We start from the raw sequence: 24,236 nt of genomic DNA on the forward strand, positions 1-24,236 counted from the left end.
AAGATAAGTGTACGTGTATTCCGCTTCTTCAAGGCGAGTGCTCGCTAATCCAGAAATCGCTAATGACAGCTCAGTCAGCTTTGAGCGAGACTTGATGATCTCATCAGCTGAAATACCGGATGCCAGCCTCCCGGCGAGAGTAACCTTCGAATTGCACCATTCCCGCTGGTGCCGCGGACGCGCATCTCTGGTATGTTAATGGTTGTTAGAGCTGCATATCGACTACACGAGAAAAAGCTTCGAATTGGCAAGCCGTGACAGCACGACAAACAAGCCAGCAGTTGAACCAAATAGAAAGACGGCAGGACCACTATCCACACGCTCGAAGGGGCGATGAAAGGAAGTCATGTTCTCTCTGACCTATGACCGCGTCAAAACTGTGCTGCTCTCGATTGCGATAGTCGGTCTCGTAAGTGGGCTGGTTTTTTTCGCATACGACAAGCCCGATATGGCCGTCCTTGCTTGGCGTCTTGGGGTTATTCCGGTCTTGATTGCTCTGGTCGTCGAAATCCTTCGCAGTCTCTGGCGAGGTGAAGTCGGGCTGGACATTGTCGCGGCGCTTTCGATGTCGGCAGCGCTGTTATTCGGTGAAACGCTGGCCGCATCGGTGGTCGCCGTAATGTATGCCGGCGGTACTTTTATTGAGAACTTTGCGGAGGGCCGTGCCAGGCGCGAAATGAGCACACTCCTGTCCCGGGTTCCCAGAACTGCCACACGCCATGAAAATGGCACTCTAGAGGTTGTCGCGCTCGACACGATTGAACCAGGCGACCTCCTTTTCATTCATCAGGGCGCCATCGTGCCGACAGACGGATATATTGAGGGCGCGCAGGCGATCGTCGATAAGTCTGCCATCACGGGTGAATCAATGCCCGTGCGACTTGTCCATGGTGACGAGTTGATGAGCGGTTGTACGAATGCGGGCGAGCCTTTTGACCTGCGCGCTCGGCGTCGGGCGGTTGACAGCACTTACGCCGGGATCGTCCGGTTGGTTGAAGCAGCGCAAGCATCCAAGGCACCGATGGCGCGGCTTGCGGATCGATATTCAATGCTTTTCCTCGTGGTGACAATTGCACTCGCAACAGCTGCATGGTGGCTCACGCGTGATCCTATCCGGGCCGTGGCGGTGTTGGTCGTGGCAACGCCTTGCCCGTTAATCCTTGCAGTACCTGTCGCTCTCGTGGCTGGGCTGTCGCGGGCGGCGCACTTTGGTGTTCTCATCAAGGGCGCAAAGCCATTGGAAGTCCTGGCACGGATCACGACACTGGTTCTCGACAAAACCGGTACACTGACGGATGGACGTCCCCAGATCGTGTTGATTGAACCATGCAACGGTATGTCGGAGGATGAAGTTTTATATTTCGCTGCGGCTCTTGAACAGGCGTCAAAGCATCCGATGGCCGTGGCGATTGTTACTGCGGCGCACCGCAGGGGTGTTATGCTGCCAGCGCCAGAGCACGTAACGGAGCGTCCTGGAGAGGGAGTTAGCGGAACCGTTTCAGGTCACCTGGTCAGTGTGGGAGGAGTTTCGTTCGTCAATCAGCAAATCGGCGCAGCGCCCATTCCCAGCCCGATCTTGAATGTTGGTGCGGTAATTGTCGCGCTTGCAGTCGATGATAAAATTGCTGGCTACATCACCATGGCCGATGCTCTTCGGACAGGTGTCGCAGAGCTTATAGCAAACCTGCGTCAACTCGGCATACGCCGTATCCTGCTAGCCACTGGCGATAGAAAGGCAGTCGCGGAAGATGTTACAAAAAACCTGGGGCTTGACGCGGTCAAATCAGATCTAACGCCAGACGAGAAAGTTCTTCTTGTGACTGCTGAACGCAAGAACGGGCTAGTGATGATGGTAGGAGACGGTGTTAACGATGCACCGGCACTTGCTGTTGCGGATATTGGCGTTGCCATGGGGGCTCGTGGAGCCGCGGCCTCAGCCGAGGCTGCGGATATTGTTCTTCTCGTCGATCATCTTGACCGCCTGCTTCCGGGTATCGAAATTGCGCAACGCGCGCGGCGTATAGCGCTCGAAAGTGTCGTGGCCGGTATCGGAATGTCGACTATCGGTATGACCGCGGCGGCCTTTGGATACTTAACGCCGGTACAGGGCGCCGTCATTCAGGAATTGATCGATGTGGCTGTGATCCTCAACGCGTTGCGCGTTCTCGCGATTCAACCTCGAATTGGTCAAGAAATCACACGATAGAGCGGCGGAGGCGTCGAGCGGCATAATTAATTAAGAGACGGTTGCGAAAGAGGGGCGTCAACGCTCCTCTCTCGCTTCCGTGGCTTGGCGATAGCAGCAACGGTTGCTGCAAAATTTCCACAAGATCAGCTCTTAATGAAGGCCAACAGGTCAGCATTGAGAACATCGGCATTAACCGTCAACATACCGTGAGAGAAACCAGGGTAGGTCTTGAGCGTGCCGTTCGTCAGGAGCTTGATCGCCTTGTGGGCAGAATCTGCGATCGGTACGATCTGGTCGTCTTCGCCGTGCAGAACAAGCGTTGGAACGGTGATCGCCTTCAGGTCTTCGGTCTGGTCGGTTTCAGAGAAAGCCTTGATGCCATCATAATGGGCCTTTGCGCCACCCATCATGCCTTGACGCCACCAGTTCTGGATCACCCCTTCCTGGGCCGTCGCGCCATCACGGTTGAAACCGTAGAAAGGACCAGCCGGTACATCGCGGAAGAACTGGGCGCGGTTGGCAGCCAGTGCGGAACGGAAGCCGTCAAACACTTCAATCGGCAGACCCTCAGGGTTGCTGTCTGTCTTCAGCATCAGCGGCGGTACGGCGGACACCAGGACAGCCTTGGCAACACGACCTGCGGGCTGACCATGTTTTGCAACATAGCGGGCAACTTCACCGCCACCGGTTGAATGGCCGATATGAACGGCGTTCTTCAGATCAAGGGCTTCGACGACAGCAAATGCGTCGGCTGCATAATGGTCCATGTCGTGACCGTCCGCCACCTGTGCCGAGCGACCGTGACCACGACGGTCATGAGCAACAACGCGGTAACCCTTCGACAGGAAGAACAGCATCTGGGCGTCCCAGTCATCCGACGACAGCGGCCAGCCATGATGGAAAACGATTGGCTGCGCGTCCTTTGGACCCCAGTCCTTGTAAAAAATTTTGGTGCCGTCCTTGGTTGTTACAAAGCCCATGTCGATTTCTCCTTGTGATGAACTTTTGGTGGATGAGTTTTGCGAGAAGGCGATCGCCGGAACGCTCACGCTGGCAAGGGCGATGCTTCCGATCAGTACGCTGCGTCTCGACACGAAAAACCGGTTTGTATCAGATGTCATGGCATTTCTCCTGTCGCGCTTTGTCTGCGAATTCCGTATTTGACAAAGAGAAGGTATCGCGATCTTCTATCGAAAACACGTGGCGGAAATGACTTTATCCGAGGCAAAAGTGGCAAATACCAAAACACCTGATTTCATAGAGGTGGGCTTACTGGTTTACCCGGATTGTCAGCTGGCTGCCGTCTATGGACTTACCGATCTGTTTCGCGTCGCCAACGACTGGTCTACAAATTTGCAGGCGCCGACAACTTATCGCAACATTCGGGTCAGTCACTGGAAGATGGAGGGTGGTGACGTATCCTGCACATGGGATTCAAGCCCTGGCATCCCACACGCGTTGAGCTACGTCATCGCGCCGCCTAGCATCATCATGCCTGAGAAGATGCAAAGCATGAGCCCGGCGTCGCAATGGCTCGCGTCCCAGCATGCGCGCGGCGTTACTGTCTGTTCAATTTGTGCCGGGGCGTTTGTCCTTGCTGAGACCGGGCTCATCGACGGCCGACGCGCCACGACCCACTGGGCTTTTGCAGACAGGCTTGCTGAACAGTTTCCCAAGATTGACGTGTCACCCGATAACATGATCATCGATGATGGCGATGTCATCACCGCTGGCGGAATTCTGGCCTGGGCTGATCTTGGTCTGCTCCTTGTCGAGAAGCTGCTTGGGCAGGCCGTGATGCTTGAGACGGCACGCTTTCTTGTTGTTGACCCGCCGCGTCGCAGTCAGAGCCAGTACAAGGCTTTTCTTCCCCGCTTTGATCATGGCGATAAGGAGGTCCTGCAGGTCCAGCACCAGTTTCATGCGGCACCTGAGCTGCAAAAATCGATCGGTGAGCTGGCAGACAGCGTGCATCTTTCCGAAAGGACACTCCAGCGCCGCTTTTTGCGTGCGACACGGCTCAAGCTGACCGAATATCTGCAAAATGTGCGCATCATGAAGGCGCGGCAATTGCTTGAGACGACGAATGGTTCTGTCGAGAGCATTGCCTGGGCGGTTGGTTATACTGATCCAGCTGCCTTCCGAAAGGTATTTGGCAGGCTGACTGGCGCTACTCCAAATGTCTATCGCGGTGACGCGCGCGTATGATTGTTCTGCGGTCTAGAAACTTACCGCTCGCGAAGCGATCAGGTTCTCTCTCGCGCTTGCCTCAAATTCGGTGCGTTCTCCCATCCCGGCCAGTTTGTGATTGGACATCGAATGATCGAAGTGAGAGAGCGCTACCCGACCGTGAGTCAGCAAATGCTCAATACGGACTGATAAAAACGTCCCTGCCGCTAAATTCTTCGTTTGTCAGCGCTGGTGTTTGGCAACTTTTGTGTCAGCGCACCGCCATATCTACGGGACTACCGACAACCTAAGACATTGCTCTCCTTTATGTTTCTTGGCTCCAGGCACCTGAAGTGATCGCATTTCCATATCCATCTCGGAGATATTTAAGCGGACTTTTTTCGCTGTCGAATGCCTGCACTACCACTCGATGGATGAGCCATCGTATGCGATAAAACTTCCCGTTTGCGTACTGGCAACTGCGTTCAGCGCCTCCAAAATCCTCTTTGCCGCATCATCCGGTCGCATTCTCTCACGCCCGCGCGAGAACGGCTCCGACAGGCTGGTTTCGACTGTCCCAGGATGGACACCAACGAGCACAGCGTCAGGATGCGTGCGCTTGAACTCGATTGACGCAGTACGGATGATTTGGTTCAGAGCAGCTTTCGATGAGCGATAGGAAATCCACCCTCCAAGGCGATTATCTCCGATCGAGCCAACCCTTGCCGATAGGAAGGCGCAGATTCCACGCTTTTCACGATCAACGAGCGGAAGAAAGTGCTTCATTACAAGTGCAGGCCCGATGGCATTTAACCGAAACTGCGCTGTCATCGCGTCGGGATCGAGCTGCCTGATTGTTTTTTCGGGGCCGACACCATTGATCGTCAAAGCGCCCGTCGCACATATCAACAAATGGATTTTTTTGCTGGCGATCTTTTGCACGCAAGAAACGACCGACGCTTCCTCGGTAATATCCAGCCCGTCTTCCCTGCGTGACATACAGATGACCTCGTTGCAGCGCGGATCAGCACTGAGTGTCTGTTGTATGGCCGATCCTATCCCACCGCTCGAACCTATGACCAGAGCGGTATAGTTGTCGGGCAGTGAAGACATTTCAGGCATAGGCAATTCCCGAGATACGTGTCAGTTAAGCGGGGCTTCCGGACTGCCATAGCGCTTAGAGCAGAATGTGCCCTGTCTGTAGACTGTTGACCATTTGCGTCGCTCGATGATAGCCGCCCCGTTAGCGAGAGGCTTGGATCGAATTTGATATGTTCAGGCGCTGGTGTAAACCTCTGATAACAAATTCCTTTGCGCGTACAGCACATACGACAGCTCTGGATTGCGGGTGGGGTGCATGCTTTTCATTCGGACGGCCTGCGGCACTGCACTCCATTCCGATGGGCGGATGGTTGGGATCACACTCTGATATCTAGGTCGTCCATTGTACCCTCCAAGACCATGACCAGTTTTCCGGTCGAAGGGCGCCAACTCGACTACCAACGATGCGCGTATGTGAGAGATCCGGGATGCCTACAGTCGCGCCGAAGCCTGCTGCTGCTTGTCGCAGTTCGATGAAATCTACGCGGCCTCAATCTTGTCGCCAGAAAAGTAGGTTTTCTCGCCAAGCATGGATTTCACGAGTGAACGTGCAACGCGGTCTATCGTCTCAAGTCGGATCCTCGATTGCCTTTGCGAACCGTTCGAGTTCGACCGAGTAGCAAAAGAACCCAAACAACACCAACAGGATCAATGCTCCATGCAAGATAGCCTGTCCAAGCGGTGGAAGTGAATCCGTTTCCGGCAAGTGCCGAAAAAAGATTGTCGAAAACAGGACGCCGCCGAATAAAAATGCGAGGCGCGCAGCGAATGAAAGTAAATGAGAAACGAATGTTGAGCGGAAAGGCGAGGGGACCTCAACCCACCGCAACCGCGTCCAATAACTTGCTTGCAAAACAAGAGCAGCCACGAGGATTAAAATCAACGTCGATACCGGCAGTTCTTGGCGTTCACCAAGATGTGTGACTACGTAATAAAATATAGGGAAGATAGTCCGGAGCAGGAATGCGACGGCAAAGGATTGAAGCACAAGAAGTACTGCGTAAGCGAATGCATTTCTCTTGGTATCAATCATCCGCCCGCATTCCCGTTGGCAACATGCAGAAACTCGCACTTTTTAGTCAATGAGCTGCGAGCGTTGTAATGATTCCTAAACGTTCCAATCCGCTGACGATCAACTGAATTGCAACCGCAGTCAGTAAAATCCCGAACACGACCTCTGAGACGACCATGCCGGCCGGTTTCATGCGTTTGGAAAGCTTGTCGGTATTGGTGAATACAAGATAGTCGAAAGCAGCCACAATAATGATCAGAACGACAACAACCACCGCGCTGGCGACCGAGACGACTTCTCCAGATGCGAGAATGATGACGGTAATGCCAACAGGGTTAAGCAAATAGGGAACGGCGAGCGGAAACACCGCGAGCTTATCGGGATCGATCGGAGCGGTAAGCTCGTCATGTGGCTTGTCGGTTGGTCCTGAGGCCATCTTGATCGCTATAAGTGCAAGAATGATGCCGCCTGCCACCGCGACGGCGCCGCCCGTAATGTGGAGAAGCCGCATCAAAAGTGCTCCTGTTGCGAACAGGATCAATGCTGTGACGAACGCCGTCACCACCATTTGGCGACCGATGCGCACCTTGGTCGCCGCATCGAAGCCATGGGTTTTCTCCAAAAACGGCACGAGGGCGATTTTCGGCCCCATACCAATTAAAAGCAAAAGTAGAAGCTTTCCGACGAGCGTGGCGTCGATAGTCGAGAAGTCCATGGAAGATCCCCTTTTTGATGGTGCCTTGTTCGCCACCGCTCCATCAATGAAGGCGGTAGCAAGAAATACGATTTTCTCGCTGTGAAATTATCAGTGCTGGCAAACGTCGCACAAACCCGCCGTCCTTGTAGGCGAGCAGACTGGGCAGGTTTGAACTGGTTTTGAGATATTCATTTAATATCCTCCCTCTGATACTCGGTCTCGATTCGGGTGGTGTCGTGCCAAATTCAAGTCGGCCCGGGCGCAGCCACCACATTTTGTTTCGCGAGAGCCTGCTGGGCTACGGCTGTGTGACTGTCCTCTTTTCCACCAGCAACTTGCACGGTCGGGACAGCAATCTTGATGCCTTGTTCGTTGAATGCTTCGCGAAGCATCGCATAAGCTCTGCGACGGATTGCCGACTGCAGCTGGGTGGGCTTTAGCGTCATTCCAAAGCTCAACTTGATTCCATAATCGCTGATCTCCTCGACGCCTTTCATCTTGAGGTTCTCAATGATGAACGGCTGGAACTCGGGATCTTCTCGCAGAGCTTTGCCTACGGATTTGGTAATCGCTTTGACCTGGGCGACGTCGGATTCGTAGGACACGGACAGCAGGAATTTGACCACTGACCAGTCGCGGCTCATGTTTTGGATGGCGCCCAGTTCGCTAAACGGGACGATGAATATGGGCCCCCTATGGTGCCTTAGCTTTACGGAGCGGAGACTGAACGCCTCTACAGTGCCTTTGTAGCTGCCGCTCTGAATGTACTCGCCGATTCGGAAGGCATCATCGAGGAGATAGAACATGCCGCTGATGATATCCTTTACGACGGTCTGCGCGCCAAAACCGATGGCGACGCCCACAACGCCGGCGCCAGCGATCAGCGGTCCGATCTCAATGCCGAGTGACGACAAAGCCATCATGATTGCGATCGCAGCGAATAAAATCATCAGGAAGTTGCGTAGGATGGGCAGCAGTGTTCTCAGGCGGGTGCGGCGTCGCTCACGTTCACTTCCTATCTCGAGCGCTGTCTCGGTGTCTCCCATCTTCCGGTCGATCAAAACCTTCACGACATTCCATGCCAAGTCGACGACCAGGAGGATAATGCCGGCGCTCAACACTCCACGTACAAGACGGAGCGCGGGCGAATCCTGCATTGTCATCTGAGTCAGCCGGACATCCAGAATATTTGCAAGGAAAACGATCGCTGCAACGATAAGGGTTGCGCGTATCCCGCGCTCGACGATGACCGAGAGCACCGTGACGCGGCTGCGCCCATCTTCATCAGTTTCTGAACGGCGCAGAATGTTATTGATGGACGCCTTTGTAAAAACGATCGCCCCTGGCAATGCGGCGCAAACCACCATGACCCAAAAGAGCTCCACCGCGCCAGCCACCCACAGCAGCCATATCCCTGTTAAATAGGCAGTCCAAAGCCAGTTCCGACCATGCAGGCCGATCCGGCTCGTCTGTTGCGTGGGTGAACCAGGCGGGCGTCGCCATATCGCCTCAATGGCAATGCCCAAAAGTATGAACCCCAGAAAGTAGGCAGCGAGCTGACGCGATGGGATCGACAGGCCGAGCGTGCCAAGAAGCCGGATTGTCACCCAGCCAAAGGCGTACCAGCCAATGAGATAGCTCAGCCGTTTTGCCCAGTGGCCTGCCGCCTCGTTAGTGATCGGGACCACGCGGAAACGGCCTTGTTCGTTTGAACGCGGCGCCAAAAATACATCCAGCAAAGCGCAAGCGAGGCGGTAGATGACAACAGCGAACAGGAAGCCGACGACGATTTCCCTGATGATCGGCGGCCAGTCAAAAAGCAGGAAGAACCCTATGCTGCCAAGACCAAACGACAGGACATAACAAACCGCCCAGAGCAGCCGGGCAGTTATGACAACGACCCTGTGCCAAACGGATGTGACTGATGCTCCAGCCATCCATGACCGCCAACCAGCGCTGAACCGCCAGAACAACCATTGCGCCCCCAATCCTGCGGCAACGAAAGCGGCCAGCAAGACGATGGGCCGGGTTCCGCCAATCGCTTTGACGTCTTGCTCAAGCAAAGCCGCGCCCCGCATCGCCTCGGAGGGAAAAGAATGCACAGCTGCAACCATCGAAGCGGCGTGGGCGCGAAAACGCATCGTTGATCCGGCAAACGACGACGCCGGGTCCTTGCTGGCAGTCGCTGGGACCGTAGCACTCTCTGTTTCGCGAGCGACGCCCTGCAGCCATTTCTGAACGTCAGGATCTGACATCAGGCCGATAAAACGTTGGACACTGGCGGGTTGCTCCGCCAGAGAAGCAGGCGCTTGTGCTGCTGCCGCGGAAATATCAGCCAGTGTCGCACCCGCCAGGGCAGCCGCGGTAAGAAACACTTTGATCAGCAGTAATTTCAGGCGCCATGCCATTTTCTGTCCTATTGTTATCGTTCGGCGTGCCCCTAGAGGACACGCGACCTCAATCGATGGCCTCAGTTGTGTTGTTCGGTGCGTTGCAAGTTTGATGAATGCGCTGACGTTCCAGACGGACCAATGAGCGACTGAACGCCTCCGGCATAGTTGTCTCTCGTGTTGGCATCGACGACGGCAACCGGAGCGGCAAGGATCAGCCCGGCGGTGCTGCCCACCGCAACTGCCGTGCTTGTGGTTGCCGCGAGGATTGTGTCCCCAACGCCAATCTTGCTGTCCGTCAAAGTCTGTCCTTCGGAAATCCGCGCACCGATAAGACGAACAATCTCGGGGGATTCCGCAAACTTGCCGTGATTGAGCCTGTCGCCGGATTTGATCGTGGTCAGATCAACGACGGATATCTGGCTATCAGCCAGTTCCTTCTTGTAAGGAGACTGCTCGGGGTCGATGGAACCAAGCCTTGCGACGTCGCCCCACACCCTGCGGGACACGGCCAGTGCCCGGTCGTCCCGCGAGACAAACAATGTGAACTTGGGATGCTGTTTGCCCATATCGGAAATCTGCTGTCGAAAGACGTCGACATCGACATCAGGCGATGCCAGCATCACATTCTCGAACTTGGCTGGAAGGCCGTTATTACGGATGGCCATCTGACGAAGCGCCTCAAGGGCCAACCAGTTGCCCATGGAGTGGGCGAGGATGGAAACCTCCTTCACCCGTACATCTTTGGCCAGATACTGAAACAGCATCTCCAGGGCATTGCGCGTGTAGTTGGTGCTCTCCCTGTCGTAACCATAAGCGAGTAGGCTTGCGCGCGACGGCCAGGTAACAAGAACCGGAGCGCTGGCGATTCCGGAATCCTGGACAATTTGGGCGAAGCGATAGACCGAGTCTTCAAAGCGATTGTTGAAGCCGTGGATAAACACCAGCACACTTCCGTCACGGCTCTTGCGCACTGAAGCGGTCAACCATTTTCTGGCATCGTCGCGACTGATCTCATTTGCCTTCAATGTGGCGAAATCGGTCGCTGGATTGGAGGGTAGCCTCTTCGGCCATGCAACCTCGCCAATCTTTCTCGCATTGCCTGGCGGTATGGAGACGGTAATCTCCGCGAAAGACGGAACCTTGGCGCGTTCGCCGGTAAACATTTCGCCTTTCACCGTTGAGCGGCTGCGGGTTGTTGTAACCAGCATGTCGACCCTGGTGGCGTTCGGTGCGCTGTCAGCAACCGGGACGAGAACATTTTTGGCGTGGCCGCCACACCCGGCGAGTGCGGCAATAACCATGCATGCGACAAGCCATTCCACTCGACAGGGAACGCGTCCATCTCGCAGTTCGTTTGTCTCGGCGCTGTTCACCCGTTCACCTGCCCTAGCTGCCAGAACTTTTCGCCGCCATTTTCGGCACCAGGAAAATCTATGCGAATGACGGGCAGCATTCCCGTAACATCGGGTATGTTACGGAGCAGCACTCCTCGTTGCAGGCAAGAAAGCTGCGAAACTGTTCGAGGTAATCAAACGTCAGCGCCAGTTGCCTGATCGGGTGAGCATCTTTCCGGTGTCGACGAGACGAGCCGCTGGTAGCGGCGGCATACGCTGGTCTCGGTCTCCGATCGCCCACCCGTATCTTACGGTAACATACTGCACGAACTGCCCCTGATCACTGAATATGACTTCAGGACATTCGGCGTCGCTGTGGCGCTTTGACGGTGGGAGCGGACAATGGATGAAAACGTGGCTGCGGTCAGGCTGCGATTTCCGAAAAGAGCTCATGCGATTGACGAACTCGCATTGCGAGACGTCGTGTTCTGCGAGATCTGCCGGGACTATGCCGAAGCCCAAAGTGAACTGGCCAAATGGAACACATCTCCGGATCCGGTTCGGGAGGAACGTATAGCCGAATACGGGGAACTGTTGGCAGCGCTTGGCAAAGAGATTGAAGACGCCCTCGACCGCGCCATTGTGGTCTCGATTCATCGCCCAACCCGCCCCCGCCCTGCGTAACTCCATCAAACACACAGTTAAAGGAACAAGATCGTGGTTTCCGAGACTATAGACGAGCCAGCACCTGCTTTGCCGCCTCGCAATCCCTTGCGGAGGGTCGCTCTCATTGTTGTTTTTTTGGCGTTGGGCCTGTTCGTACTCTCGGTCTTCATGGAGCGGCGGACACCCTCAACGTCTCAGGCGCAGGTCCAAGCCTATGTGGTTGGCATTGCGCCTGAAGTGACAGGTCGTGTTGTGGAGGTGGGTGTTACGGACAACACACGCGTGGAGGCCGATCAGATATTGTTCCGGATCGATCCCCAGCGCTACGAACTTGCTGTGAACGAGGCGGAAGCTGGCCTTGCCAGTGTCGGTCAATCAATCGGCGCATCAACTGCGGCGGTTGACGCTGCTCAGGCCAAACTCGTGCAGATACGAGCGGACAGAGATAATCTTCGCGACCAGTATGCCAGGGCCTCCGCACTCCTCAAGTCCGGCGTGTTTTCGAAGGCCCGCTTTGATACGGCCAAATCCGCCTACGAGCAGGCGGAGGCCTCGGTTTCGGGGGCGGAAGCTGATCTCGCCAAGGCCCGCGAACAGCTTGGTCCTTCCGGAAACGACAATCCACAGCTGCGTGCTGCCCTTGCGGGACTGGAAAAGGCACGGCTGGATCTGATGCATACGACCGTGCGGGCGCCGTCGCCTGGAGTTGTCACCAATCTTCAGCTCACCACGGGGAAGGTTTTACCCGCGGGTCAACCGGCCATGACATTCATTGATGTCGGCACCATCTGGATCAATGCCGCGTTCAAGGAAAACAGCCTCGAAAATGTCGTCGTTGGCAACAGGGCGGAAATCCTCTTTGATGCCCTTCCCGGGCGCCTGTTTCCCGCTACGGTGGAGAGCGTTGGCTTCGGCGTGTCGCAAGGCAACACGGATCCGAGCACCGGATTGCCCACCATCAGGAGTGAGAGCGGCTGGGTCAAAGAAGCACAGCGGTTCCCTGTTCGTCTCAACATCGCCGAAGCCGACAGACCACAGGGTGGTGTGCGCTACGGTTCGCAGGCGACGGTCATCATCTATACCGGTGACAATCCGGTGACAAATGCGTGGGGATCGCTGTGGGTCCGCATCGTGTCGGTACTCACCTATGTCAACTGACACCACCGCCGCAAAGCAGAAGCGAAAGGGATTGCGGGTCGCTCTTGCAGTCTCGTTCGGCTTTGTGCTGGCGGTGTACTGGATGGCTTTCATACCGTTTCTCGGACCGCTTTTTGCTGCACAGTTTCTACTGGCGAGCTCTCGACCAATGCCGCCTGGCAAGACTGTCGGCGCAGCCATTGTCATCCTGGTCGCCGGAATTGCGATGATGGTTTTGACCAGCAGCCTCGGCGACCGTCCAGCACCTTTTCTCCTCCTTCTGGGACTGACCTATTTTCTGTGTTTTGCAGTGCAAACCTCGGGCAAGGGCGGGCCGGCTGTCTTTCTCGTACTGGTCGTTGCTATCGTGGTACCGCTTCTCGGCATCCTGAATAAGGAACTGGCCAATTCCATACTGTCGATCCTTGTCGGTGGCGTGCTGTCGGGCACGCTTTTAATGTGGCTGGCCCACGCCATTATTCCTGAACCCGCTTGTTGCGAAGACAACACCGAGCGGTTGCCTGCTCAGCCGATGGATTTACTGCGAGCATTTGCAAATACGCTGATCCTTCTGACGTCTGTTGTGATCTGCCTTACGAGCAATAATCTGACAGCTGCGGCGGTCATTCCCATTACCGTCGCATCTCTGCTTGGCCAGCTCGATGTCGCCGTTGGCACAAGAGCGGCATTCGGCCTCGTCGTCGTTAACCTGCTCGGCGGCTTTGTGGCATCTGCGGCCTATGCGGCACTGACCCTTCGTCCAAACCTGCTGTCGATCTTTCTGATTGTGCTGGGCGTTGCGCTTTTCCTGGGTGGCAGGGCAGCAGCAATGACGAAAGACGCGCCGCTGTTTGCCGGTGCATTGACCATTTTCCTCATCTTGTTCGGGCTTGGTGTCTCACCTCTACCCGGCACTGCTGCCGAAAGCTTCGCTACCCGCATTGTCTATATCGCCGCGGCTTTGATCTACGCTCTTTTGCTCGCCACCATTCTGTGGTCAAGGAGGCCAGATCCGAGACGGATAAATCCATGAGATGTGCTGTCTGATTTGATCAGTCCGGTCAGAAAAGCGTCTCTGCAGGCGCCTTGGCAGTGCGAGCCTTCAAGGGGTCAGACCCAATGGGCTCAATATTTGAGAACTGGTTCTGCCTCTGCCGATGTTCGTGAATTCAAAAGAGCTTCGGGACTCGAGCAGGCGGGGCCATGACTGGCTCCGCCAGACGCGCTTGCAGCCTTGAGCCATGAGGCTAGTGAGCAGGAGCGATGCTGCAACACAGTGCCCGCTCAGCCCCGATGTTACTGTAACATACACTCCGGATCGGGACTGCGACCACGCCTTGCTATAACATCTGCGCTGTCATCTGCAGTCTGAACGAGTGTCCGCGCACAAGGAGGAAAGAGATGAAAAAGTCTCACGCACTGTTTCTTCTCGCCACGAGCCTGTGCCTGCCCATTACGGGCCTGCCATCGACGCCATATGCCATTCCGACTGCAGCCGCGCAGGATAAAGCCGCTGCCGATCCGGCAGCAGAGGCGTCGGCCCCCTTAAGCGAAGACGAACTGGAAATCCTCGTTGCCCGGATTGCCCTTTATCCGGACGAGCTGGTCGCACTCGTCACGTCGGCCTCGCAATACCCGCTGCAGATCGTGGAAGCAGCGCGGTTTCTCGAGGGGATCAAGACGCAACCAAGTATCAAGCCGAAGACCACCTGGGACGGTAGTGTGGTCTCGCTGTTGAACTATCCGCAGATCGTGACGATGATGAGCGAGGATCTAGACTGGACGCAGTCGCTCGGAGAGGCGCTCGCCTATCAGCAGAAGGACGTTCTCGTTGCTATTCAACAACTGCGCGATAAGGCGGTGGTTGACGGCATCATCAAGACGGATGACAAGATTAAGGTGTCGGAGGAAAACAACAACGTAGTCATCGTCTCCGCCAGCCCGGAAAAAATCTACGTCCCCCAGTATGCTCCCGAGATGCTTTACGAGCCCGGTTATGCAGCCGTGCCAATCGCATATTATCCAGAGCCCTATCCAAGCTACTACTACCCTACTGCGACGTTCTTCGCAGGCGTGGTTACGGGGGCTGTCTGGGCGGCTGCAGTCGACTGGAACCGCTGGGGCGTCTGGGGCGGCCGCTGGAACGGTAATGTCGATATCGATTGCAACAAATGCTTCAACAACATCAATGGCAAAGTCAATATCAACGACATTGACTGGAAGAATGTCGACCGTAGCAAAATCAAGTTCGATCGCGCGCAGTTCGACAAGATGGATCGTGGTGCTTTCCGTAGAAATATTGAAGCGAACCCCGCGAACGGGCTTGGTGCCCGAATTCGCGACCGTTCCGCAACGATCCGTGACAATCCCGGGAAAGTGACCGTTAGTGACGTCCGCAGGAGCAAGATCGATGCAGACAAAGGTGCATCTGATCGCGGCAAGGGCAGAAATGTGAAGACGGCGCAGGACCGCCGTCCGCAAACCGCACACACCAACGTCGAAAATACCCGGCTCAAAACCAACGCCAACCGCCCGGTGGCGAGACCGAAGCCGGCGGCAAGAGTGGACAATCGTCCAAGGAGGCCATCGGCACTGGGCCAGGTGGACAGCGGCAGACGCGCTCAGATACAGTCGATGAGGGGGCGGCAGGCGATGGGTGATGGCGGTCGCGGCGCAGCCAGGGAAATCAGAGGCGGCGGTGGTGGACGTCGCCGGTAACAACATCAAGATGGGATGGACGTCATGACCAAGTCATTGAGACCTGCGCTGTTGGGTTGCGTGTTTGCTGCCACTTTGGGCCTCACGATCAGTCCGGTGTCCTCGGCCACGGGGGAGAGATCCGAGGCAAGTGCGATTTTCGGGTTCGCCTCGCGAAGCGATCCCCTGGTTTTCTCAACACCGGAAGACGCCGCCGAGGCCTTAAAGTCAGCGCTCGCCGCCGACGACTTCGAAAAGTTCGTGACCATTCTCGGTATCGATGGGGCGAAGGCCCGTGGGGACAAAAGCGTGATGGATAGCTATGCGCAGATCAGGGATGGAGCTGCTAACAAGGTGGTTTTGAAGGATGGTGGTGGGCGCGTGCTTGTCGAGATCGGCGCCAGGCTCTGGCCGCTACCATTTCCAATAGTAAAGATCGATGAGCGCAAGTGGAGCTTCGACACCTACGCGGGATTTGAGGAGATAATTCAACGCCGTGTCGGCGAAAACGAGCTGCAGACCATCGCGACCGTTCAGGCCTATGTCGGTGCTCAAGAGGAATACCGCTCGCAGGATCGCGACGGGGACGGTGTCCTAGAGTACGCGCAGAGGCTTATCAGCAGCGACGGGAATACGGATGGCCTTTATTGGCCGTCCGATCTGGGGGCGGGCGACAGCCCGGCGGGCAGTGCACTTGAAAACGATGCCGCGCTCGACAAGGCAAAGCGCGGTGAGGGCTATTATGGCTATCGCTACCGGATCATCTCCCGGCAAGGTTCCAATATAGCAGGTGGCAAGCACGACTATCTCATCAACGGCAACATGATCGCGGGTTTCGCGCTCATTGCATGGCCAATCCGATACGGTGAAACCGGCGTGCACACCTTCGCGGTAAACGCTAATGGAACTGTCTATCAGGTGGATCTGGGACGCAACACCGAAAAGACGGCCGCAGGTATCATGACTTTCAACCCTGATGACAATTGGGAACTGATAGTGGACTGACCGGGATCACAGCACGGGGAGCATCCAAAGGCGCGCTTTGGCGCCCATTCAGACTTCGAAACCTCATGCCCGTTGGTCGACCGGTGTGCATTTGGATGAGACGCGCGCCAACGTCATATGCGATATTTGACACCGATCCTGAAAGTGCGAGCCCTGGGGCCGGTGACCATCAGGATCGCCCGAACCAGAGAAATCGTCGCCTTTGAAGGAATGAGCAAATGCCTGGCGCTCACCGGCGCACGTTGGATCAAGGCAGTTGTTGCGTAGCAGTGACCGCTGTCACTGACAGCGATTGCCCCTTGCCTCTTACCGCATAACTGCCGAGCGGTTCGGTCGTCGCAAATTCCATGGGCGGGAACTGACTGAGTAAGCTGTCTGAAATAAGAAAGCTCTTACCCAGTTCTCGGGCAAGCCCCTCAATCTTCGCTGTTGTGTTGACGGTGTCACCGAAATAGGTGATTTTACGATGATCCAAGCCAATTTCTGCAACGATGACCGGTCCGCCATGCAGAGCAGCCCGCAAACGGGGAACTTCCCCGAATTCAGTGATCCAGAAATCTTCTTTCGCTTGAATGGCCTCAAAAATGTGTAGGACGCATCGAATGCTTGCAGACCGGTGTATTCCCTTTTTGAAATGCCAGGTGATCAGGGCCGCATCACCGATGTAATCGTCAACTACGCCTTCGAACCGGCGAACCGACAGTGCAACAGTTTTCAAGAATTCACCGAGGTATTGCTGGGTTCGCAAGTCGCCAAAGCGCTCTGCGTAACTTGTCGATCCCATGAGATCGACGAGGAGGAAAACCCTGTTTTCTGATTGTGGCCGCCGATAACGGCTCAGAAGGAGACTGGAGAATACCTCGGGTCCTACAAGGTCTCTCATGCGCAACACGAAAACAATAAGTGCGGAAACAATGAGAGCATAGATAAGGATCCCACCCGTTGGGACGACAGACCCCACCCACGAGTCTAGAAAACCAAACAACCAGAGCAGCGTCCCGACAACAAAAGTGCCAATCACAATGGTCACTATGTTGAGCAGGAGCGTGAGCAGGAAGTATGCCGCGGTAGGAAGTCCCATGAGCCAGAGGCGAAATCGTACCAGAATCAGATCCTGCTCGAACGCCAGAACAAGGCCGATGATGCCGACTGCATATGCGGCCCCGATTGAAGCGTTACCGCCGAAAATAAAGGTACTGTAGAGAGCACCGCTCGCTGCTGCAATTGCGAGAGCGCAAAGCCATCCGAACAGCGAAAATCGACTCATACTGGCTCCTGAAAAATATAAGCCGCTTATTTCTGCACCTCTCACCTGCGTGCGCGGGGGGCAGGGGAGGTTTCTGTTGGACGTCGGCCCTAGCGCGGCTGTAAATCCGACGCGCTGAGCGTTATTGCGGTTGGCTCTTCGCCTGCAGGAACAAGCATTCCTGCCTTGCGAAGTCCCCGCATCAGCTGGTCACGATCAGCGGGCTGCACGTTTCTCATCGAAAGTTCCGCAACGATGTTCGGCAGGAAGTCTGGTCGCATCCGCACGAATGCCTCTCCCTCGCGTCGGGCCTGATCCATCATGCCGGCATCTGCATATATGATGGCAGCGACGGCGTGAAACAGCGGAAATTTCTGCATGTCCGCCTTGGCAATTTCACGAACGGCGGTTGAATTGTCGCGCAGCATGTAAGCGGCCAGAGCGCGCGTGCCGTGATAATAGCCACTGCCGCCCGGGTTGAGTGCAATAGCCTGATCAAGCAGGTTTGCACCTCGTTGCCATTGGCCACCCATTGCCAGCCGAGTGCCGAACTCGCCCATCAGCTCAGTATCGTTGGGATTGGTGATGAGGGCCTCTTCGCCCACGCGCATGGCCTCGGGCAGTTGTCTGTTAAAAAAAAGAGCCATCATCAGAGCCTGAAGCCCCCGGGTATTGTTCGCGTCAAGCTGGGTCGCGCGTCTCGCTGAACGAAGGGCTCGCTGCAGTGGTGCTTCCGGGCCGTGATCCGTGTTGAATTTGAAGCGGTCTTCGTCGAGATAGATAATCGACAGCATTGCCCAAGCCGTTGAATAGCCGGGATACCGCGCAACTGCGTCTTCAAGGCAGTCGCGAACCTTTGCGTGCTCTGCAGGGCTGAGTTCGCTGCGATATGCGTAAAAGCGCAGTGTGCACTCATAAGCGCCAGGGTCTTGCGGTGGAGGGTTTGCGTTATCAACCTGCGCCATGACGCCATAGGGCTGGGCTATGGTGGTGGCGACCCTCTTGGCCACGTCCGACTGTATGGAAAACAGGTTGCTCGCCGCCAGATCATTGTCATAGTCCCGCGACCAGACAATCTCGCCGTCATCCGTGTCCAGAAGACGGGCATTGACGCGCATGCTATTCCCAGCGGTCCGTACGCTTCCTGTGAGAAGATAGCCTGCGCCGAGTTCTTTGCGAATTTTCGACAAATCCAAGTCAGGTGGCAGAGATCTCGACGTCTCGCGACCAAAGACCCTTATTTCCTTGAAACGTGGCAAGGCAGTCAGCAGTTCCTCTGTAAGCCCGGCACTATAGAGATGAGCGTTCGTGCCATCGCCCAGATCGGCGAAAGGAGCAACGACAAGGGTCGGCCTTTCGGGAGTTACGCCTTCTTGCGGCCGCAGCGTCTGTGTCGATATCAAGTCCCCGGTGAGTTGAAGGGCAATCGTCGCCAAAGCCAAGATCAGACAAACAAGCAAAGGTCCCTTTGCATTCCACCAGCGCCCACTGATGGCATGTGGCGACACCAGAGCGGGCGCAGGTGCCTGCTGTTTGGAAACCTCCGCAGTGTTGTAAGAAAACACAGGAGCGTAACCACCCTTCGGTATGTCGATCCTGACCGCATCGCTGTGCCCCGCCACCAGGTAATATCGTTCGAGCGAGCGTCTTAGGCGTGCAGCTTCGATGCGAACGACTGGATCATCTTGCGTGAAACTTTCGTTGCGGCCGAACACTTCAATCGCGATTGAGTAGCCTTTGATGCGGTTCGCTCGTCCCGCGATGGCCTCTTCCACAACATATCGCAGAAATGCAGCACTTCGACCAATGCCTGGAAACTCTGCGCTTGCCAGTATGTGTTCGAGTTGCGACCGAATCTCCCCTGTATCAGGTAGGTCTTTTGCAGCCTTTGAGGTCGTGGACGTCGTCTGCATAGCTGTCTCCCGGTCCTCTCGAGATTCATCGCATGCGTGCACAGTACCTAAAGCGTACACCCGCAATGCGCAGGCGTCCAATTATTGTTAAACCCAGAGCAGTGATTTCAGCACACCATGACAAGCAGGGCGGTGTTGAGTGGAACGGGTTGACAAGCAAACTGCTGGTCACAGCTTCACATCCCCAACGCGGACGATGTTTCGAAAGCCCACCGGATGATCATTCGTGTCTCCAATAAACGAAATTCATCCCCTCCGGGCCTGGTCCACCTCGGGACTTTCCTGAATGAACATAGGGGTTGCCAAAATATGGTTTGCCCCGTTGAGAACATGACGTTTTATCATGTCTTTGGCCGCATCAACGTTCTTCTCCAGGGCGTACTCAAACAGGCGTTTGTGGTCATCAACAACACCTTGCCCACGAAAGTTTTTCGCAAGCATGTGATAACGCAAGAAGCGGTCAAAAACGGATGAGAGGCTCTGGACGAGCACTGCGGAATTGCATGCGGCGACAATTGCGAGATGAAACTCCCAGTCAAAACGGACCCATTCGGCTGTCTGCAGGGTATCCCCCGCGAGAAGTTTTTGCTCGACAGTCTTAAGGCGATGGTGGGCTGCGACAATTGTACCTTCCCACTCAAGATCGCCAGCGGCAAAGGAAAGCTCGATTGCGCGGCACTCCAAGAGAATTCGCAAATCGGCGAGTTCCTCCAGTTCTCTTTGCGAGACTGGGCTAACCTCGAAACCACGCTGCCCTTCAGCCAGAACAAGGTTCTCCGCACTGAGGCGGCTAAGAATTTCTCTAAGCGAAGAAATGCTGATCGAGTATCGCTCACGGGCTTTTTCGAGCTTGATCTTGGAACCTGGAGGTAGAATGCCAAGTATGATGTCCTGCCGCAAGCGGCGGAAAACGGCGTCGCTGACGGTTTCAAGCGATGCCTTTGCGTCATTATTGTCTGTCACTCGTTCCTCGCCCATGGTCAATCCTGAAGCGGCGACTTGTGGGCTAGCGCATGCTCGACGCCGCCTTGAATATGCAGGCCAAGGATTTTCTTTGCGTTCTTCTGGTCACGGTTGAGCGCCGCATCCAGCAGTTGCTTGTGTTCGTCTGCAGCAATTTTACCGCGGTAGGAGAGCGCGACCATTTGATAACGCAGGTATTTATCAAACACTGCCGCATGTGCCTCCATCAGCAGTTTCGATCCACATGCTGAAATCAGTGCCTGGTGAAACTCCCAGTCATAGCGCTTCCAATCTTCCGTATGGCTGGTATCGCCGCTGGCCATTACACCTTCCATCCGCGCCAGCTTGTAGTGGGCAGAAACCAGCCGCGCCTCCCAGTCGACATCACCTCTTTCGAGGGATTGCTCCAGCGCGTGCGTTTCCAGAAGCAAGCGCAAGCCTGCGACTTCCTTGAGATCGACGGATGACATGGGCATTACCTGAAAGCCACGTTGGCCTTCAGCCATCACGAGGCCATCGGATGCAAGCCGATTGAGAATTTCTCTCAGCGTGCTGATGCTGGTGTCGTAGGTATCCTTGAGCTTTTCAAGTTTCAGCCTTTGTCCGGGAGCAAGGCGACCGAAGATAATATCGGCCCGAATACGCTTGTAGCTACTCTCGGCAACGGTTTCGTTCAGTGTTTCAGACGACATGTCAGGATCTCGGATATTCTCTTAATCGTCATACATATTTTGCGGCGGTGCATAAATCCAGCCTCCTTGCGTTGAAGAGCTTCGATGTTTGCTCCTATCGCACATCCGGCGTGGGCTTTGGCACGCCTTCCGGTCGGAGTGCCTTTTTCAATGCCGAGATACGAAAAATGGCGTTGGCAGCGCCATATCCCCGGTAACCACTACGCTGAACGATCTCAAAAAAGAAACCCTCACCGAATGTCGTGCTGTAAAGCTGGAAATATTCTCCATGGTCGTCGCGATCGTAGAGAATGTTTTCCACTTTCAGCCGTTCGGTCAGTTCCGGGTCGAGACCGAAGCGTGCTTCTACATCGTCATAGTAGTTGGGCGAAATGGGCAGTGGCTTGAACCCGTTGGCACGCAGGGCCGCGGCTGTTGAGAAAATATCCGCGGTATGAAAGGCCAGATGCTGCACGCCCGACCCGAATTTTTCAGCAATGAAATGGCCCGCCAGCGTACGACGGTTTTCTGCTCCATTCAGCGTCAGCCGCAAACTGCCCGAGGCATTCTGGACCACCTGACTGCGCACCACGCCTGCGGGATCGATGATATCAACCATTGCAGTCTTGTTGGCGTCGAAAATCGCTGTGTAAAACAGCAACCAGGTCAGCATTTCGTCATAGGCAACGGTCTGAGCGACGTGGTCGACATGAGTAAGGTGGGCAGACGAAATCTCCGCTTCCTCATAGGTGGGGAGAAAATCGATCTCCGCAAAGCGACCGAGATCGCTTTTGTCATCGATCAAATAAATCAATCCACCACCGACACCGCGTATGGCGGGTATCTCAATCTCACCTTCACTGACAGACTGCTCGAAGGGCTCGGCGCCAAGCGCGATTGCGCGCGAATAGGCTTGCTTGGCATCATCGACTATGAGCGCGACCGCATAGGCGGACGTGCCGTGTACCGCAAAGGACGCGTTGGAGAAACCCTTGTCGTCGGTATTGAGCAAAAGGCGGATGTTGCCCTGTTGGAAAATCGCGACTTTCTTGGAGCGATGAGAAGCCGTCTTGCGAAAACCAAGGGTTTTCAAGATGCCTGCGAGGTTTTCACCGTCCTCCTCATCTGTTGAAAATTCAACAAAACCTATACCGGATACAGGCGCGCGCGCCGGCATTTCTGCCAGGGTCAGCGTTGCCGCTTCAGAATGACGACGAACCTGATCACCCAGATATATCAGCGAGCGGTAGCCATCAGCGGCAATTGTTTTGGGAGAGCCTCCGCGGAACTGGTCATTGAAAATTTCCAGGGAAAGATATCCGTCATAGCCAGTTGCAGCGACCGCGGCGGTGAACTCCGTCACCGGCAGATCGCCTTCACCCGGCATGTTGCGGAAATGACGCGACCAGTAGAGCAGATCCATGTCTATCAGCGGTGCGTCAGCAAGCTGCACGATGAAGATCTTTTCCTTAGGTATGGAGCGGATAGAATTGATGTCGATCTTGCGCGACAATGTGTGAAAACTGTCGAGTATCAGGCCAATATTAGGATGGTCAGTCCGTCGCACGATCTCCCAGGCGTCGCGGTGGTCATTGATATGCCTGCCCCACGCCAAAGCCTCAAAACCCACCCGCAAGCCACGTTTTGCAGCCCGCTCACCCAACTCATGGAAGTCAGCGGCTGCGCGGTCTATGCCGCCAAGCGAGGCAGGTGAGACGTTGGAGCAGACGAGAACGAGATCGGTTCCCAGCTGCTGCATAACATCGAACTTGCGTTCGGCGCGATCAAAGGTGCGGCCACGCAGCGGTTCGGGCATGCCCTCAAAATCACGGAATGGCTGGAAAAGCGTAATATCCAATCCGTGATCACGAACCATGCGACCGACGTCAGCAGGACTGCCATCAAATGCGAGGAAATCATTCTCGAAGATCTCCACCCCGTCAAAACCTGCCGCGGCGATGGCCGCAAGCTTTTCGGGAAAATCTCCGCTGATCGATACCGTGGCAATTGATGTTTTCATATTCGCTCCTCCAGAGGCAAATCATCACCGATATTCGTCATTCAGTAATTCGTGTGAATGCTGAAATGCATTTTATATGAGATTATAGAAAAACTCTGTTGATTTGGAAATGGCCTTATGTCAATTTTAACGTGTTGCCAGCTGGAGGAGAGTTGGCTGGCCCTTGGGCTACTAGAGGAGGAGCACCTTATGTTTGGATTCAAATGGAACCGACGCAGTGTCCTGTTGGGCGCAGCGGCAATGGTGGCCGCGGCATCACTGTCGCAACCGGCCGCAGCTATCACGCCGGACGAGATCAAGGCCAAGGGCAAGCTGGTCGTTGGCATTCAGGGCGATAACCCGCCATGGGGTTTTGTCACCAGCGCTGGCAAACAGGACGGCTTTGACGCCGAGATGGGCGCATTGTTCGCCAAGGAGCTTGGCGTGGATGTGGAATTCGTTCCGCTCGAAGTTAACAACCGTATTCCCGCCTTGACCTCGGGTCGGGTTGATATCCTTTTTGCAACGATGGCCATGCTGCCGGATCGCGCAAAAGCCGTTCAGTTCAGCAAGCCCTACAATGCAAATGCCATCGTTCTGATCGGTCCAAAGGACAAGTCGATCAAAACCAATGAAGACATGGCTGGCTTGACGATCAGTGTCGCCAAGGGTGCTGCCCAGGATACTCAGGTCACCAAGAACGCACCATCCACAGCGACGATCCGTCGATATGATGGCGACGCTGCAAGTGTCCAGGCACTAGCCTCCGGTCAGGTTGACGCTCTTGGCGGAAACATTTTCTACATGGACCGCGTCGAAAAGGCTGTCCCTGGTAAATTTGAAAACAAGCTCGAATTCCAGAAGCTTTATAATGGTGCCTGCACCCGTCTTGGAGAAAAAGAGCTCAATGCTGCGGTGAACGAGTTCATCGACAAGATCAAGGCGAATGGCGAACTCGACAAGATCTATGCCAACTGGATGAAGGTTCCGGTTCCGGAGTTTCCGACGAGCCTCGAAGGCATCTCGTTTACTGCGAACTGAGTTT

19 protein-coding genes are annotated in these 24,236 nt (G+C 55.3%); 8 read left to right on the plus strand and 11 right to left on the minus strand.

Going from position 1 to position 24,236, the window contains the following annotated elements:
- The first annotated feature begins 346 nt into the window (after window positions 1–346).
- Window positions 347–2,206 carry a heavy metal translocating P-type ATPase gene (locus PYL13_RS23120; RefSeq protein WP_275643016.1) on the plus strand — a complete coding sequence of 620 codons (1,860 nt, stop codon included), beginning with the start codon at window positions 347–349 and terminating at the stop codon, window positions 2,204–2,206.
- A 125-nt stretch (window positions 2,207–2,331) separates the two neighbouring features.
- Here PYL13_RS23120 and PYL13_RS23125 read toward each other — a convergent pair whose 3' ends face one another.
- The gene (locus PYL13_RS23125) at window positions 2,332–3,168 is read right to left on the minus strand and encodes an alpha/beta fold hydrolase (RefSeq protein WP_275643080.1); all 837 of its coding nucleotides are present in this window, start codon (window positions 3,166–3,168) and stop codon (window positions 2,332–2,334) included.
- Between the two features lie 229 nt (window positions 3,169–3,397).
- Between PYL13_RS23125 and PYL13_RS23130 the strand changes: the two genes are divergently transcribed.
- Window positions 3,398–4,396, plus strand: a complete 999-nt coding sequence (locus PYL13_RS23130; RefSeq protein ID WP_275643017.1) for a GlxA family transcriptional regulator — start codon at window positions 3,398–3,400, stop codon at window positions 4,394–4,396.
- Between the two features lie 381 nt (window positions 4,397–4,777).
- Here the strand turns inward: PYL13_RS23130 and PYL13_RS23135 are convergent, their stop codons facing one another.
- The 5 genes from PYL13_RS23135 to PYL13_RS23155 form a co-directional block, all read right to left on the minus strand.
- Window positions 4,778–5,479, minus strand: coding sequence for an SDR family NAD(P)-dependent oxidoreductase (locus PYL13_RS23135; protein WP_441296692.1), 702 nt, complete (start codon window positions 5,477–5,479; stop codon window positions 4,778–4,780).
- 547 nt (window positions 5,480–6,026) lie between these two features.
- A complete protein-coding gene (locus tag PYL13_RS23140; protein WP_275643018.1) occupies window positions 6,027–6,491 on the minus strand; it encodes a hypothetical protein in 465 nt (154 codons plus the stop codon).
- Between the two features lie 46 nt (window positions 6,492–6,537).
- Window positions 6,538–7,185, minus strand: coding sequence for a MarC family protein (locus PYL13_RS23145; RefSeq protein ID WP_275643019.1), 648 nt, complete (start codon window positions 7,183–7,185; stop codon window positions 6,538–6,540).
- A 227-nt stretch (window positions 7,186–7,412) separates the two neighbouring features.
- Window positions 7,413–9,575 (minus strand): mechanosensitive ion channel family protein, encoded by a 2,163-nt coding sequence (locus PYL13_RS23150; protein WP_275643020.1) that lies wholly within the window; start codon window positions 9,573–9,575, stop codon window positions 7,413–7,415.
- Window positions 9,576–9,637: 62 nt separating this feature from the next.
- The gene (locus PYL13_RS23155; RefSeq protein WP_275643082.1) at window positions 9,638–10,861 is read right to left on the minus strand and encodes an alpha/beta hydrolase; all 1,224 of its coding nucleotides are present in this window, start codon (window positions 10,859–10,861) and stop codon (window positions 9,638–9,640) included.
- 435 nt (window positions 10,862–11,296) lie between these two features.
- Here PYL13_RS23155 and PYL13_RS23160 point away from each other — a divergent pair, with 435 nt between their 5' ends.
- From PYL13_RS23160 to PYL13_RS23180, 5 genes are all read left to right on the plus strand, one after another.
- Window positions 11,297–11,578, plus strand: coding sequence for a hypothetical protein (locus PYL13_RS23160; RefSeq protein ID WP_192490087.1), 282 nt, complete (start codon window positions 11,297–11,299; stop codon window positions 11,576–11,578).
- 33 nt (window positions 11,579–11,611) lie between these two features.
- Window positions 11,612–12,718, plus strand: coding sequence for an HlyD family secretion protein (locus PYL13_RS23165; protein ID WP_275643021.1), 1,107 nt, complete (start codon window positions 11,612–11,614; stop codon window positions 12,716–12,718).
- Entirely contained in the window at window positions 12,708–13,730 is a 1,023-nt protein-coding gene (locus PYL13_RS23170) for a hypothetical protein (protein ID WP_275643022.1), read from the plus strand. The genes PYL13_RS23165 and PYL13_RS23170 overlap by 11 nt, the downstream gene beginning before the upstream one ends.
- Window positions 13,731–14,098: 368 nt before the next feature.
- Window positions 14,099–15,415, plus strand: a complete 1,317-nt coding sequence (locus tag PYL13_RS23175; protein WP_275643023.1) for a DUF3300 domain-containing protein — start codon at window positions 14,099–14,101, stop codon at window positions 15,413–15,415.
- Window positions 15,416–15,439: 24 nt separating this feature from the next.
- Window positions 15,440–16,399: a DUF2950 family protein gene (locus PYL13_RS23180; protein ID WP_275643024.1), complete on the plus strand. Its 960-nt coding sequence runs from the start codon at window positions 15,440–15,442 to the stop codon at window positions 16,397–16,399.
- A gap of 247 nt (window positions 16,400–16,646) precedes the next feature.
- On the opposite strand, the gene PYL13_RS23185 is transcribed toward PYL13_RS23180, so the two are convergent.
- The 5 genes from PYL13_RS23185 to PYL13_RS23205 form a co-directional block, all read right to left on the minus strand.
- Complete coding sequence (locus PYL13_RS23185) at window positions 16,647–17,666, minus strand: adenylate/guanylate cyclase domain-containing protein (RefSeq protein WP_275643025.1); 1,020 nt, start codon at window positions 17,664–17,666, stop codon at window positions 16,647–16,649.
- A gap of 89 nt (window positions 17,667–17,755) precedes the next feature.
- Window positions 17,756–19,558 (minus strand): FlgO family outer membrane protein, encoded by a 1,803-nt coding sequence (locus PYL13_RS23190; RefSeq protein ID WP_275643026.1) that lies wholly within the window; start codon window positions 19,556–19,558, stop codon window positions 17,756–17,758.
- Window positions 19,559–19,804: 246 nt separating this feature from the next.
- Entirely contained in the window at window positions 19,805–20,536 is a 732-nt protein-coding gene (locus PYL13_RS23195; RefSeq protein WP_259149687.1) for a GntR family transcriptional regulator, read from the minus strand.
- A gap of 2 nt (window positions 20,537–20,538) precedes the next feature.
- The gene (locus PYL13_RS23200; protein WP_275643027.1) at window positions 20,539–21,213 is read right to left on the minus strand and encodes a GntR family transcriptional regulator; all 675 of its coding nucleotides are present in this window, start codon (window positions 21,211–21,213) and stop codon (window positions 20,539–20,541) included.
- A 94-nt stretch (window positions 21,214–21,307) separates the two neighbouring features.
- Window positions 21,308–23,212: a bifunctional sugar phosphate isomerase/epimerase/4-hydroxyphenylpyruvate dioxygenase family protein gene (locus PYL13_RS23205; RefSeq protein ID WP_275643028.1), complete on the minus strand. Its 1,905-nt coding sequence runs from the start codon at window positions 23,210–23,212 to the stop codon at window positions 21,308–21,310.
- Window positions 23,213–23,401: 189 nt separating this feature from the next.
- On the opposite strand from PYL13_RS23205, the gene PYL13_RS23210 reads away from it, so the two are divergent.
- Entirely contained in the window at window positions 23,402–24,232 is an 831-nt protein-coding gene (locus PYL13_RS23210) for a transporter substrate-binding domain-containing protein (RefSeq protein ID WP_192490097.1), read from the plus strand.
- The last annotated feature ends 4 nt before the right edge of the window (window positions 24,233–24,236 follow it).

The organism is Agrobacterium sp. Azo12 (genome assembly GCF_029193765.2).
Classification (GTDB): Bacteria; Pseudomonadota; Alphaproteobacteria; order Rhizobiales; family Rhizobiaceae; genus Agrobacterium.

Excerpts from the sequence above, each read along its gene's own strand:
- PYL13_RS23210 (WP_192490097.1), top strand. The coding sequence starts at position 23,402 with ATGTTTGGATTCAAATGGAACCGACGCAGTGTCCTGTTGGGCGCAGCG.
- PYL13_RS23205 (WP_275643028.1), bottom strand. The coding sequence starts at position 23,212 with ATGAAAACATCAATTGCCACGGTATCGATCAGCGGAGATTTTCCCGAA.
- PYL13_RS23130 (WP_275643017.1), top strand. The coding sequence starts at position 3,398 with ATGACTTTATCCGAGGCAAAAGTGGCAAATACCAAAACACCTGATTTC.
- PYL13_RS23180 (WP_275643024.1), top strand. The coding sequence starts at position 15,440 with ATGACCAAGTCATTGAGACCTGCGCTGTTGGGTTGCGTGTTTGCTGCC.
- PYL13_RS23120 (WP_275643016.1), top strand. The coding sequence starts at position 347 with ATGTTCTCTCTGACCTATGACCGCGTCAAAACTGTGCTGCTCTCGATT.
- PYL13_RS23150 (WP_275643020.1), bottom strand. The coding sequence starts at position 9,575 with ATGGCATGGCGCCTGAAATTACTGCTGATCAAAGTGTTTCTTACCGCG.
- PYL13_RS23145 (WP_275643019.1), bottom strand. The coding sequence starts at position 7,185 with ATGGACTTCTCGACTATCGACGCCACGCTCGTCGGAAAGCTTCTACTT.
- PYL13_RS23195 (WP_259149687.1), bottom strand. The coding sequence starts at position 20,536 with ATGGGCGAGGAACGAGTGACAGACAATAATGACGCAAAGGCATCGCTT.
- PYL13_RS23200 (WP_275643027.1), bottom strand. The coding sequence starts at position 21,213 with ATGTCGTCTGAAACACTGAACGAAACCGTTGCCGAGAGTAGCTACAAG.
- PYL13_RS23140 (WP_275643018.1), bottom strand. The coding sequence starts at position 6,491 with ATGATTGATACCAAGAGAAATGCATTCGCTTACGCAGTACTTCTTGTG.
- PYL13_RS23125 (WP_275643080.1), bottom strand. The coding sequence starts at position 3,168 with ATGGGCTTTGTAACAACCAAGGACGGCACCAAAATTTTTTACAAGGAC.
- PYL13_RS23135 (WP_441296692.1), bottom strand. The coding sequence starts at position 5,479 with ATGCCTGAAATGTCTTCACTGCCCGACAACTATACCGCTCTGGTCATA.
- PYL13_RS23185 (WP_275643025.1), bottom strand. The coding sequence starts at position 17,666 with ATGAGTCGATTTTCGCTGTTCGGATGGCTTTGCGCTCTCGCAATTGCA.
- PYL13_RS23160 (WP_192490087.1), top strand. The coding sequence starts at position 11,297 with ATGGATGAAAACGTGGCTGCGGTCAGGCTGCGATTTCCGAAAAGAGCT.
- PYL13_RS23155 (WP_275643082.1), bottom strand. The coding sequence starts at position 10,861 with ATGGTTATTGCCGCACTCGCCGGGTGTGGCGGCCACGCCAAAAATGTT.
- PYL13_RS23175 (WP_275643023.1), top strand. The coding sequence starts at position 14,099 with ATGAAAAAGTCTCACGCACTGTTTCTTCTCGCCACGAGCCTGTGCCTG.
- PYL13_RS23190 (WP_275643026.1), bottom strand. The coding sequence starts at position 19,558 with ATGCAGACGACGTCCACGACCTCAAAGGCTGCAAAAGACCTACCTGAT.
- PYL13_RS23170 (WP_275643022.1), top strand. The coding sequence starts at position 12,708 with ATGTCAACTGACACCACCGCCGCAAAGCAGAAGCGAAAGGGATTGCGG.